Genomic DNA, 12,572 nt, shown 5'->3' with positions numbered 1-12,572 from the left:
CCCTTCGTTTTTCTGCCTGTAAAAAAAATGCAGCAATTACCGCGATTCGCGCTCCGGTTAACGGGAAAGTAAACAGGGAATCCCCAGAAATCCGCCAATTCCTGCCAAAATCCCCGCGTTTGCGCTGTCAAGGCTGATTATTTCGTTCTTGTGAAAAATCGCGCTTGAATGACTCGCCGCACGCTTCCAAAACCATTCTTCCAGACGCGAATCCGCGTCGGGGGGCTAGAGAGAAAAGCAACCTTGGGCGCCCGACTCGGTCGGTCGCGACGGTCCCTTTTTGTCTCTGGCTCTTGAGGAATGTGAGGAGGCGCCACTCAGTGCAGGCAGAACGTTCGGACTCGTGCCAGGAGCGGACTGAAGGGCAGGTCGCCGCACCGCTCGAGGCCGCCTGGGACTCGATCCGGGCCGGACTACGCCGTGACCTCGGCGCCCGCACTTTCGACGGTTGGCTCAAGCCGGCAGCGCTCGGCAATTTTGATCCGGAAATGGGCGCGCTCGACGTCGTCATGCCGAGCCAGTTCATGGCCGATTGGGTGCGGTCGCATTTCGGTGATCGACTCGCGCTCGCGTGGAAAACGACGCTTCCGCTGGTCCGTGAAGTCCGGGTTGTCGCGAGCTCCGACGGTCCCCGTCCGACGCCGCTCCTGATTCTTGAAGAAGCTCCGGAGCCAGCAGCCCGCGGCCGTGATCCTTCGATCCCGAATTTCGATCCGCGCTATCGGTTCGAGACCTTCGTGATCGGCAAGGCGAATGAAGTCGCCGCGACCGCCGCCAAGACGCTCGCCACTGCCAAATCGGTCAGCTTCAACCCGCTGTTCATCCATGGTGGAACCGGCCGCGGCAAGACCCATCTGCTGCACGCGATCGGCCACGCTTTCCTGGCGCAGAACCGCTCGGCGAAGGTCGTGTCGATGTCGGCCGAGAAGTTCATGGTCGAGTTCATCCGCGCCCTGAAGGAAAACGACACGATCGGGTTCAAGCAGCGGCTGCGGAGCGCTGACCTCCTGCTGATCGATGACGTTCAATTCATCGCCGGCAAGGATTCGACGCAGGAAGAATTCTTCCACACGATGAACGAGATCATTACGGCCGGCCGCCGGCTGGTGATCACGTCGGACCGCGCTCCGCAGGATCTGGACGGCATTGCGCCGCGCATTCTGTCGCGCCTGTCGTGGGGTCTGGTCGCCGACATCAACGCGGCCGACTTCGAGCTTCGCTTCAATATCATCGAGACCAAGCTGGCGGCTCTTCCGGCCGTCGATATGCCGCGCAACGTCGTCGAGTTCCTTGCGCGCCGCGTCACGTCGAGCATCCGCGAACTCGAAGGTGCGCTCAACCGCATCGCCGCCTACGCGATGATGACTGGCCGCGCGATCGACGTTGCTTTCGTCGAGGAGGTTCTCGCCAATGTGCTCCGCGCCAACCAGCGGCGGATCACGATCGACGAGATCCAGGCTCAGGTCGCCGAGCACTATCGCATCCGCAAGGCGGAGATGACTTCGGCTCGCCGCGCTCGTGAAGTGGCTCGTCCGCGCCAGGTCGCGATGTACCTTTCGAAGCAGCTGACTCCGAAGTCGCTTCCCGACATCGGCCGGCGCTTCGGTGGCCGCGACCATACGACCGTGATCCATGCCGTCCGGCAGATTGAAAAGCTTCGCGCGAGCGATGCGGAGCTCGACGCCGACATCCGCCTGCTGACGAGGCAACTCGAAGGCTGATTCCGGGAGGGGGTACTCGGTCGCCCCAACGGCCGAAGAACTGGCCCGGCTGGCGAAAACCAGCCGGGCCTTTCTTTTTAGCGTGTCGCGGTGGCGGGGCGCTTTCGGCCCGGAACCGTGATCTTCACGGTCTTCCCGTTCTCGCCCGGGAAATTGGTGAACATCGCTTCGATCAGGTTCGGAACGAGCGTTCCAAGCTCATCGGTCTGCGAACGGGCAACCGCCTTGCCATCGAACAACGGCGCGTTGTCGACGCGCCGAACGATGTCGAGGTCGAGTTCGCTCTTGTAGACCGTGTACTCCCGGATCGGATCGGCGCCGAAGCCGGAGTAGGGCGAGTTATACCAGAACGGATCGTCCCAGCCCCAGTAGAAGGGCGAGCGGTAACCGTAATAACCGTAGCGCGACCAGTATGGCCGGCCGAAATAGCCGCCGTAGAACGGGTCATAGAAGCCGCGATAGAACGGGTCGTAGTAACGGGACCGCGCGAACGGATCGACTGAGATTTCCTTGGTGCCGTTGTCGACGCCGTAGCCGACCTTGACCAGCATATCGGCCGCAGCGGTGCTTGCAGCCTGCTGATAACCGCGCGCGGCCATCTGCTCGGCGACGAGCGCCGCATAGCGGTTGAACTCAAGGCCGGACTGGACGCCCTGGCCCGGGACTACGTAGAAGCTCTGCCCCTGCGGAATGGCAACAGAATAGCGAGTGACCTTCGTCGGAAGGCTGGTGGCGCAGCCAGATACGCCAAGTGCCGCCACGCCAATGAAGGCGGCGGCCACAAGATTGCGAATACGCATGTTACACCTCGATTCCCGAAAACCCGTTTGGGTTCGGGCCCTTATATCACCGGCAGTGCTGAACTGTCGATGAAGCGAGGTGTCAGCGCGGCAGGCCGACCGCGCTGTAAGCCTGCTTCAGAACGGGCTGGCCGAGCGAGGCCGCGCGCGCGGAGCCGTCAGCAAGCAGCCGATCCAGCTCAGCCGGATCGTTGCGCAGTTCTTCGAGCCGCGAGCGCAGCGGGTGCAGCAGGGCCACGAGCGCGTCGGCAAGCGCCGGCTTGAACGCGCCGAAGCCCTGGCCGGCAAATCGCGACAGGACTTGTTCGACGGACTCACCGGTCACTGCGCTGTAAATTCCAACGAGGTTCTTCGCTTCGGGCCGTCCATCCAGCAGAGCTGGATCGTCGGGAAGCGGCTCCGGATCGGTCTTGGCCTTGCGGATCTTCTGCGAAATCTGGTCGTCGCTGTCGGTCAGGTTGATGCGGCTCATGTCCGACGGGTCGGATTTGGACATCTTCGCCGATCCGTCACGAAGGCTCATGATGCGAGCCGCGGCCCCGGCCGGGATGTACGGTTCGGGCGGCACGAACAGCTCCACATCGTAATCGGTGTTGAACTTGATCGCGATGTCGCGGGCCAGCTCCAGATGCTGCTTCTGGTCCTCGCCGACCGGCACGTGCGTGGCGCGATAGAGCAGCACGTCCGCGGCTTGCAGGACCGGATAGGTGTAGAGACCGACGCTGGCGCCTTCTCGCGACTTGCCGGACTTCTCCTTGAACTGCGTCATTCGATTCAGCCAGCCGACACGAGCGGTGCACTGGAGGATCCAGGCTAGCTCCGCATGGGCCGGGATCGCGCTTTGCTGGAAAAGGATCGACTTCTTTGGATCGATCCCGCTGGCGATCAACGCTGCCGCCATCTCGCGGATGTTCGAACGAAGCTCCTGCGGATCGACGTCGATCGTCAGCGCGTGAAGATCGGCGAGGAAGAACAGGCACTCGGCCTCTTCCTGCATCCGGACCCAGCGCAGAATGGCGCCCAGCAGGTTGCCGAGGTGAAGCCCGCCAGTCGGCTGGATACCCGAAACGACCCGCATGCTGGGGTTAGCCGACATCGGTGTACGGCCTCCTGCGACGGAACAAGGACTTCAGTTCGTCGCGGTCGGTTCCGCCGAAGACCCAGACTGCCGGAAAATACACCGCCATTCCGCCGCCTACGAGAGCGGTGACACCCACGAGGCGATGGCCGACCGAACCCTCGAACCAGCTTCCGAGCAATGTACGGATTCCATAGAGTGCTGCGACCATGCACGCGCCGGCGAGGAGTTGCCGGAAGACGCGTGAAGCCAGCCAGCCCTCGATCCGGAAATGCCCGCGACGGTGCAGAATGACGTAGAGCAGCAGGCAGTTGAGCCATGATGTGATCGCGATCGCGGAAGCGAGCCCGGCAATCCCGAACGGCGGAATGAGGATGAAATTGAGAAGGACGGTCGCGACCAGCACCAGCGCCGCAATCTTCACCGGCGTTGCCGTGTCCTGTCTCGCGTAAAAGCCGGGCGTCAGCACCTTCACGAGGACATAGGCGGGCAGGCCGAGCACGACGATCGAGAGGGTCAGCGCGGTGAGGCGTGCGTCCTCGGCCGTAAAGCGGCCACCCTGAAAAAGTGCGGACACGAGCGGGAGAGCGCTAACGGCGAGGGCAAGCGCGGCTGGAAGGCACAACAACATTGCGAGCTCGGCTGCTTGGCCCTGCACCTTGGCGGCCTTGTCGGGCTCGTTGGCGCCGACATGTTTGCTGACCTGCGGGAGAATGGCCGTTCCCAGCGCCGCGCCGATGACTCCGAGCGGGAGTTGGTTGAGGCGGTCGGCATAGTTGAAATAGCTGAGCGACCCGGTGCCGAGGCGGGCAAGGAAGAACGTGTCGATGAAGGCACTGATCTGATAGACGCCCGCGCCGAGCGTTGCCGGCACGACCACCCGGATGAACTGCCGTACGCCCGGGGTCATCTTCGGCCGCTTCAGTTTCAGGACTACGCCTGCGCGCTTGCAGGCGTAGAGCAGCAATCCGAGCTGCAGAACGCCTCCCAATGTCACCGCGATCGAAAGCGCCGTCGCGGTGATCGTTCCACCGACCGGCACGAAGATCAGCGCGGTGAGCATCGCCAGGTTCAGTAGGGCCGGAGCGAACGCCGCGGCCGTGAACCGCGCGAGGCTGTTGAGAATACCCGAGAATAGCGAGACTAGGCTGATCAGCAGGAGATACGGAAAGGTGATCCGGGTCAGGAAAGTCGCAAGGCCGAGCTTGTCACCGGAGTAGCCCGAAATCGCCGCAACGAAGAGCGGCATGATGATCTCGAAGACCAAAGTGAAGACGATCAGCGTCGGGACGAAAACCGCCAGCACTTCCTCGGAGAAGCGCTTGGCCTTCGCTTCGCCATCTTCGCCTTGCAGCCGCTGACTGTAGAGCGGTACGAAGCCCGCCGAGAAGGCGCCCTCGCCGAAGAGCCGCCGGAACGTGTTGGGTAGCCGGAATGCGACGAAGAATGCGTCGGCCTGCCAGCTCGCGCCCATCACGCGCGACATGAGCATTTCGCGGCCGAAGCCCGCAATGCGGCTGACCATCGTCAGCCCACCGATCGTTCCAGTCGCCTTAAGCAGGTTCATGCGCCGATCCCGCGTTGATTAGAGCGAAATCAGGCTTGGTCTGAGCCTTCGGGCGGCGTCGCGGGCTCCGAAGCACCCTCGCTACCGTCGCCGTTCGTCTGCGATTCCTGGGCCTGCTGCTGAAGCTGCGCAAGATAGGCCGCGCCGAAGTCGATCCCGTCGAGCAGGAGCGGCGGGAAGCCGGCGTTCTGCGTCGCTTCGGAAATGATCTGCCGCGCGAACGGGAAGAGCAGACGAGGTGCCTCGATCAGGAGGAACGGGCCAAGCGCCTCTTCCGGGAAGTTACGAAGGCCGAAGAGGCCAGCATAGCTCAGCTCGATCATGAACTGGACGCCACTGTCGGAACGAGCCGAAACCTCCAGCTTGATCACGACTTCGTGAACGTCGTCGGAAACGCGGTCGACATTGATGTTGAACTGGACGTCTACGCGGGGTTGGTCAGTCCACTGGAAGACCTGAGGCGCGTTCGGATTCTCGATCGACAAATCCTTGATATATTGCGCCAAAGTCGCGGCCTGCGGGCCTGCGGCTGGGTCGCCGGAGCCGTTTCCGGGCGTGAGCATATCCTGATCGGCCATTTGTTCTTCGCCTTCGATCGATTTGGGAGTAGCGGACCCGCTTGGGCCGCGAGCGTTTCGAGTTGGCCGACTAGCAGTCGCCCAACGGGCGCGCAATGGCGGCGGCATGGTGAAGTGGGCTTTGAATTGAAAGGTTTCGCGCACTATGTTTGCGGCGAAACTGGAAGGATCGGAATCTAAGCGTTGACTGTAATCGTCATCCTAGCATTGGTGGCATTGTTCATCGGCCTCAGGCTCTACAGCGTGCTCGGCGAGCGGACCGGACATGAGCAACAGCCGATCCTGAAGCCTGCGGACCCCGAAGCAGTCGTTGAGCCGCGAGTGAATCGGCCCTCGGTCGTCCAGCCGTCTGCGACCGACCCTGGCGATCTGGCATACCTGCCGACGGCCGGACCCGGAGTCCGCGCACTTCTTGCGACGGACCCCGCCTTCGACGTCGCGCGCTTCCTCGAAGGCGCCAAGTCGGCTTACCGAATGGTCCTCGAAGCCTATTGGAAGGGCGATGCGGCCGGTCTTCGTCCGTACGTCGACGACCATGTCTTCGAGACGTTCGACTCCGCGATAAAGCAGCGTGAGAAGGACGGTCTCATCCTCGACAACCGCCTGGTTCAGGTCGAGCAGGCGCTGATCACAGCTGCGTCCGGCGACAACGATCTTGCCGTCGTAACCGTCCGCTTCGAAGCCGATATTGCTGCAGTGACGCGCAACAAGGAAGGCGAAGTGGTTGCCGGCTCGATGAGCGACGCGGTACAGACCCGTGACCTCTGGACTTTCCGGCGTCAGATAAGTTCCCGCGACCCGAACTGGCTCTTGATCGAGACCGACGAGGAAGAGTGACGCGCTCCGCAAGAGCGCTAGCGCTCGCGACTTTCATCATTCTGTCCGCCTGCGCTACGCGTCCGATCGAGGCGCCGGCAACGACTCAGCCCCTGCGCTGGCCACAATTCCCGCGCCAGCGCCGGTCGTTCCGCCGCCTCCCGCGAATGCGATTGCCGCCGGCGTCACTCTCGCCGCAGCGCCCTCGTTCATCACGCAACTCGATGCGAGCCGGGCGCTCCAGGCATTCCGGACCAGTTGCCCGGTGCTCCTCAAGCGACAGGACCAGTCCGGACTGACCGGAGCCCAGGACTGGGCAGCGGTTTGCGCGGAAGCTGCGACCGTTGCGCCCGCCAACGCGGCGGCTTTCTTCCGTGACCGCTTCGACTGGGTCTCGGTCGGCCAGGGCAAGGCTTTTGCGACCGGTTACTACGAACCGGAAATTGCCGGATCACGCACTCCGCAACCCGGATACATTCCGATCTACAAAGTCCCTGCGGATTTGATCCGGTGCACGCGGGCAGATGGCCAGACTGGCCGGGGACGCATCGACGAAACCGGGACCTGCGCCCTCTACTACACCCGCGCGGAAATCGAGGACGGCATCCTTGCCGGGAAGGGGCTGGAGATCGCCTGGGCGGCAGACCCGGTCGACCTGTTCTTCCTCGAAATCCAGGGCTCGGGCCGCGTTCGCTTCCCGGATGGAAGCGTCATGCGGCTTGGCTATGCCGACCAGAACGGCCGCGAATATGTTGCGATAGGGCGCCTGCTTCGCGAGCGCGGAATCCTTCCTCCCGGCGGCGCCAGCATGCAGGCGATCAAGGATTGGATGCGGGCCAACCCCGATCAGGGCAAGGCGCTGATGCGGGAAAATCTGTCCTATATCTTCTTCCGTGAGCTGACGGGCCCGGGACCGCTCGGCGCTCTCAACGTGCCTGTCTCGCCTCGCGCGACGGTGGCAGCGGACCCGAAGTTCGTTCCGCTCGGCGCGCCGGTGTTCCTCGCGCTTGATCGGCCGGAGGCTTACGGCTTCTGGATTGCGCAGGACACGGGCGGCGCGATCAAGGGCGCGAACAGGTTCGACACGTTCTGGGGGCAGGGTCGAGGCGACGCAGGTTGCGGGCGGAATGTCCGCGAACGGCGTGGCGCTGATCCTGGTGCCGAAGGGCACCGCGAGTGTCGCGCGCGCTCAACCCTGAAGAATCCGAGCTCTGGGCTCGGGTAACCGCAACCATCCGTCCGCTATCGCGCGAGCCGCTCACGGACGGACCTATTCCAGTTGCCAAGGCCGAGGCTGCTCCGCCTCCTGTGGCGCCGCCGACGAAGCCGAAGGGCCCGGCCCCTCGCAGGGCAGCGGTTCCTCCTCCGCCGCCCAGGCCGGGCATAACGCTCGACGGCACCTGGGACCGGAAGTTGCGCTCCGGTTCGATCCAGCCTGACCGCATCATCGATCTCCACGGCCTGAATCTCGACGGTGCCTGGCGGGCGATCGACCTTGCGCTGGAACGTGCGGAAGTCGCGGGTGACAGGGTGCTTTTGTTAATAACCGGGCACCATCGGCCGGGCGAGCCACCGGTCCAGCGCGGCCGCATTCGCGCGGCGGTTCACGACTGGCTTGCGGTATCGCGGCACGCAGGTCGTATCGCTGCGGTTCGAGGCGCTCATCCGCGCCACGGCGGAGGGGGTAGCCTCTATATCGTGCTCCGGCGCCGGTAACGTCGTCTCTGCACGGATTGTTAACCCTGCCCGTTTAGGTCTGGCCAATCGGCAAGGTGCCGACGCTCGGGGCGCTACGCAATTCGATGAAAGCAGGCACTGCCCAGAAATTCAGCAACGCCCTGCTCTCGGGCGCGGCGGGGTCGCCTCGTTCGTCTTCTCGCTGTGCGCCTTCCTCTACATCACGAACTTGAACGATCAGATCATCGCATCGATCGTTGCCGGCGCCTTCTGCCTGCTCATCTGCTACATCGCCTCGGAACGGCCCAACAGCGAAAGCGCCCGCGCGTTGACCGCGCTCGGAGACAGGCTTCTCGCAGTTGAGGACGGCGACCTTGTCTCGCCGCCGCCCGCGATCGTTCGGCAGAACATGCCCAAACTTGCAGCGGCCGTGGACACATTGTTCGCGGAGGTTCGCGCATCGATCGAGAATGCGCAGGCGCTCGGCATGTACGACCCGGTTACGTCGCTGCCCAACCGCCTTCATTTCCGTTCCGAAGCCGACAAGCTTCTGGGCGGGGCTGCGGCGGGGAGCAGCTGCGCGATGCTTTTCGTCGACCTCGACCGCTTCAAGATGGTCAATGACAGCCTGGGCCACGCACGCGGCGACCAGCTGTTGATCATGGTGGCGAACAGGCTCCGGGTCGTAGTCACCGCGGAAGTCGCCGAAGGCCCCGGAAAGAGGCCGCTGCTCGCGCGCCTTGCCGGCGACGAATTCACGCTCTTCTTCCCGGAGATCACTTCGGTTAGCGACGTCGAGCGGGTTGCGCGACGGATCGCCCTCGCCATTTCCGAGCCGTTCGAGCTTTACGGACATAGCGTCGATATCGGCGCTTCCATCGGCGTGGCGATCAGTCCCGATCATGGCAGCAGCATAGAATCGCTGATGCGCGCGGCGGACATCGCGATGTATCGTGCAAAGGCGCTCGGGGGCGGGCAGCATTGCCTGTTCAACGACGAGCTCGCGGCGGACCATCAGCGCAAGATCGATATTGAGAAGGCGCTCACCGAAGCGGTCCAGCGGGGCGAGTTCGTGCTCGCCTACCAGCCACAGCTCAGTCTCGTCACCGGCGAGCTGGTCGGCACCGAGGCCCTGCTGCGCTGGAACCACCCGCGCGACGGTCTCTGCCTGCCCGGCAGCTTCATTCCGGTCGCCGAAAGCACCGGCCTGATTTCGGAAATCGGCGACTGGGTGATCGGCGAGATCTCGGCGACGCTCGGGAACTGGCACCGCGACGGCTTCGATCGGCGGGTTGCCTTCAATGTCAGCCCGCGGCAGCTCGACCGCGTCGATTTCTTCAGCCGGCTCCGCCATGCGCTTGCCGACAACGGCGTCCCGCTCTCGATGGTCGAACTCGAGTTCACCGAGACTGCGGCGATGAGGGCCAGCGAAGCCGTAGTCGTCGAAATCGCAGCGCTTCGTGCCGACGGAGTGCGAATCTCTATCGACGATTTCGGGACGGGCTATTCGAATCTATCGCGGCTGCGCACGCTTCCGCTCGACCGGGTGAAGCTCGATCCGTCGCTGATCGCGGATATCGAGCAGAGCGAGCGGGCCCGCGTCATCGTCCAGGCGGTGATCCAGCTGATCAAGGGCGTCGATTGTGAGATCGTCGCCGAGGCGGTCGAAACGTCGGCCCAGGCGGATATCCTCCGCGCGATGGGATGCCACACGATCCAGGGCTTCGTCTTCGCCGAGCCGATGTTTGAGGACGAGTACCTCGGCTGGACCCGCGACGCCGGTTCGTCCCGTATCGTCGCTTAGCTCCGGCTGCTTCAACCCGGATGATCGTCGATTCCAAGACCCGGTCGGCCGGACTTACATCCGACGGAAAGCCGTTTGATCTGGCATCCGTTCCGCACGACCCCCACCGGAAGTGGAATTCAGCGGTGAAAGCCCCGCTGCCCGAAATTTACGGCGCGCCATTTGCTTGGATTTACGGTCTCTACAGCGGTCATGGCCGGTTCTACCCGCCTTACGATCCCGTACTGGACGTCAATTGGGCCGAGCTTGCCCAAATTCTCTGAGGTCGTCCTAAGCGACAACCTTGCGCAAAATCCGCTCATAAATCCGTGAGAGGGCGTGGATGTCTTCCACGGCAGCGCTCTCGTCGAGCTTGTGCATGGTCGCGTTGGGAAGCCCGAAGTCGACGACCGGGCACAGCTCGATCAGGAAACGGCCGTCGGAAGTTCCACCGCTCGTGGAGAGTTCCGGGGCAATGCCCGTTTCTTCCTCGATAGCCGCGACGATCACGTCGTAGAGCGGGCCAGGCGGCGTCAGGAACGCTTCGCCGGAGATACGCGCACGCACCGTCGAGCCGGGGGCCTCGCGCTCGGCGATCTCCTCGACCATTCGAACAAGGTCAGCACCGTGCTGCAGATTGTTGAAGCGGATGTTGAGCTGAGCTGTCGCCGACGCGGGTATGACGTTGCTCGCCTGCGTCGGTGTCGTGACCGCCGTGAATTCGAGATTCGAGGGCGGGAAAGCTTCCGTCCCGTCGTCCAGGTGGACGGCGTTCAGTGCTGCCACGACCCTTGCCAGCTTCGGCACCGGATTGTCCGCGCGGTGCGGGTAGGCGACGTGTCCCTGCGTGCCCGGCACATCGATCCACATGTTTACCGAGCCGCGGCGGCCAATCTTCACCGTGTCGCCAAGACGATCGACCGACGTCGGCTCGCCGATGAGGATCATGTCCGGGCGGATCGACCGTTCCTTCAGCCAGTCGATGATCCTGGGCGTGCCGTAGGTCGCATATCCCTCCTCATCGCCGGTGATCAGGAAAGAAATCGTCCCCTTGCCTTGCTCGACACGCGAAACGGCGGCGACGAATGCGGCGATTGCACTTTTCATGTCTACCGCGCCGCGCCCTGTAAGAACGCCGTCCTCGATCAGCGTCTGGAACGGGTCGCTGCTCCAGCCGTCGCCTGGAGGGACAACATCGAGGTGACCTGCGAAGCCGAAGTGCGGACCTCCCTCGCCACGGATGGCAACCATATTCTCCGTCGGCCCGTCGGGCGGCTCGCCAAGCACGAAGCGATGGACGGTGAAACCGAGCGTCGTCAGCGCTGCATCGAGAACGTCGAAGACGTTTCCGTGGGCGGGAGTGACGCTCGGGCAGTTGATAAGGTCTCGCGCAAGGGCGATTGGGTCGGCGGACATTGCAGCGGCGTAGCAAAGGAAGAGGGCATGCCCAAGGTCGACCTTGAAAGCATCGAGCAGATCAACCGGACCGGCTATCCGCCGCCGCACAATGAGGCGGTGGCCGGGCGCTGGTATCGGCGATTGGCTCCTGCGACGGGCCTGACCGACTTCGGGGTAAGCCATGTCACGCTCAAGCCCGGGGCCTGGTCCAGCCAACGCCATTGGCACGATGGAGAGGACGAATTTGTCGTGATGCTGTCCGGGGAGGCGGTGCTGGTCGAGGACGAAGGCCGGACGCTTCTCCACGCGGGCGATCTCGCGGCCTGGCCCAAGGGGACCGGGAACGGCCATCACCTGATCAATGAAAGCGCCGAAGACTGCACCTTTCTTGCCTTCGGCGGAGGGACGAACACCGGCGGCGGTTATTCGGATATCGATCTGCGATTCACGCCCGAAGGCACTTACGTCCACAAGGACGGATCGCCTTATTAGGCGGGCTCGTGCTCGTAATGCTCGATGACCCAGGGCTCGTCCTGTGCCTTGTCGATCCACTCCCCGACATCGGGGTGTGACAGAACGGCCTTCATGTAGAGCTCGGCGAACGGTGGCATCGGCACCGAATAGGTGATGAAGCGCGTCACGACCGGCGCGTACATCATGTCAACCGCGCACCAGTTCCCGAACAGGAAGTCGCCGCCGCTGCCGCCGAACCGCGCCCGAGCCTGTGCCCAAAGCTGCAGGATCCGCTCGATCTCGTTGCGGACCTCTTCGGATATCGGTTTGAACGGGAAGGTCTTGCGGACATTCATCGGCAATTCGCGCCGGAGGTTGGCAAACCCGGAATGCATTTCCGCGGCCATGGAGCGCGCCATTCCACAGGCGGACTCGTCCTGCGGCCAATATTTGTCCTTGCCTACCCGGTCGGCGAGGAATTCGACGATGGCGAGACTGTCCCAGACGACGCAGGCGCCGTCCCACAGGATCGGCACCTTCCCGAGCGATGGCGCGAATTCGTCGCCCTCGCGCCGCTTTTCCCACTCTTCGTCGAACATCGGCACGACGAGCTCTTCGAACTCTTCGCCCGAGTGCTTCACCGCAAGCCAGCCTCGCATCGACCAGCTCGAATAGGCGCGGTTGCCGATGATGAGCTTGAT

General features: G+C 63.4%; 13 protein-coding genes. 7 read left to right on the top strand and 6 right to left on the bottom strand.

The genetic code is table 11. The annotated features are described in order from the left end of the window. Nucleotides 1-320: 320 nt before the first annotated feature. Entirely contained in the window at nt 321-1,721 is a 1,401-nt protein-coding gene (dnaA, locus tag H9L14_RS07590; protein WP_187707637.1) for a chromosomal replication initiator protein DnaA, read from the top strand. Between the two features lie 77 nt (nt 1,722-1,798). Here dnaA and H9L14_RS07585 read toward each other — a convergent pair whose 3' ends face one another. From H9L14_RS07585 to secB, 4 genes are all read right to left on the bottom strand, one after another. Continuing rightward, a complete protein-coding gene (locus tag H9L14_RS07585; protein WP_187707636.1) occupies nt 1,799-2,521 on the bottom strand; it encodes a DUF4136 domain-containing protein in 723 nt (240 codons plus the stop codon). A gap of 82 nt (nt 2,522-2,603) precedes the next feature. Continuing rightward, nucleotides 2,604-3,599 (bottom strand): tryptophan--tRNA ligase, encoded by a 996-nt coding sequence (gene trpS, locus H9L14_RS07580; RefSeq protein ID WP_187707635.1) that lies wholly within the window; start codon nt 3,597-3,599, stop codon nt 2,604-2,606. Nucleotides 3,600-3,606: 7 nt separating this feature from the next. After that, nucleotides 3,607-5,166, bottom strand: a complete 1,560-nt coding sequence (gene murJ / locus H9L14_RS07575; RefSeq protein ID WP_187707634.1) for a murein biosynthesis integral membrane protein MurJ — start codon at nt 5,164-5,166, stop codon at nt 3,607-3,609. Nucleotides 5,167-5,195: 29 nt separating this feature from the next. Continuing rightward, on the bottom strand, nt 5,196-5,744 hold the full coding sequence (gene secB, locus H9L14_RS07570) for a protein-export chaperone SecB (protein ID WP_187707633.1): 549 nt from the start codon (nt 5,742-5,744) through the stop codon (nt 5,196-5,198). Between the two features lie 183 nt (nt 5,745-5,927). Between secB and H9L14_RS07565 the strand changes: the two genes are divergently transcribed. The 5 genes from H9L14_RS07565 (at nt 5,928) to H9L14_RS07545 (ending at nt 10,304) form a co-directional block, all read left to right on the top strand. Beyond that, nucleotides 5,928-6,581 (top strand): Tim44/TimA family putative adaptor protein, encoded by a 654-nt coding sequence (locus H9L14_RS07565; RefSeq protein WP_187707632.1) that lies wholly within the window; start codon nt 5,928-5,930, stop codon nt 6,579-6,581. 244 nt (nt 6,582-6,825) lie between these two features. Further along, a complete protein-coding gene (gene mltA / locus H9L14_RS07560; protein WP_246443979.1) occupies nt 6,826-7,785 on the top strand; it encodes a murein transglycosylase A in 960 nt (319 codons plus the stop codon). 83 nt (nt 7,786-7,868) lie between these two features. Further along, complete coding sequence (locus H9L14_RS07555; RefSeq protein ID WP_343070160.1) at nt 7,869-8,276, top strand: Smr/MutS family protein; 408 nt, start codon at nt 7,869-7,871, stop codon at nt 8,274-8,276. A 190-nt stretch (nt 8,277-8,466) separates the two neighbouring features. Beyond that, nucleotides 8,467-10,041: a putative bifunctional diguanylate cyclase/phosphodiesterase gene (locus H9L14_RS07550; RefSeq protein ID WP_246443976.1), complete on the top strand. Its 1,575-nt coding sequence runs from the start codon at nt 8,467-8,469 to the stop codon at nt 10,039-10,041. A gap of 20 nt (nt 10,042-10,061) precedes the next feature. Beyond that, nucleotides 10,062-10,304, top strand: coding sequence for a hypothetical protein (locus H9L14_RS07545; protein WP_187707630.1), 243 nt, complete (start codon nt 10,062-10,064; stop codon nt 10,302-10,304). A gap of 7 nt (nt 10,305-10,311) precedes the next feature. On the opposite strand, the gene dapE is transcribed toward H9L14_RS07545, so the two are convergent. After that, nucleotides 10,312-11,436, bottom strand: coding sequence for a succinyl-diaminopimelate desuccinylase (dapE, locus tag H9L14_RS07540; RefSeq protein WP_187707629.1), 1,125 nt, complete (start codon nt 11,434-11,436; stop codon nt 10,312-10,314). Between the two features lie 27 nt (nt 11,437-11,463). Here dapE and H9L14_RS07535 point away from each other — a divergent pair, with 27 nt between their 5' ends. Next, the gene (locus tag H9L14_RS07535) at nt 11,464-11,910 is read left to right on the top strand and encodes a cupin domain-containing protein (RefSeq protein WP_187707628.1); all 447 of its coding nucleotides are present in this window, start codon (nt 11,464-11,466) and stop codon (nt 11,908-11,910) included. On the opposite strand, the gene H9L14_RS07530 is transcribed toward H9L14_RS07535, so the two are convergent. Then, nucleotides 11,907-12,572, bottom strand: a complete 666-nt coding sequence (locus H9L14_RS07530; RefSeq protein WP_222949976.1) for a glutathione S-transferase family protein — start codon at nt 12,570-12,572, stop codon at nt 11,907-11,909. The two genes, H9L14_RS07535 and H9L14_RS07530, sit on opposite strands and share 4 nt — an antisense overlap.

Origin of the sequence: Sphingomonas sediminicola (assembly GCF_014489515.1) — a bacterium.
Classification (GTDB): Bacteria; Pseudomonadota; Alphaproteobacteria; order Sphingomonadales; family Sphingomonadaceae; genus Sphingomicrobium; species Sphingomicrobium sediminicola.
This window is presented reverse-complemented; position numbering and strand designations above follow the sequence as displayed.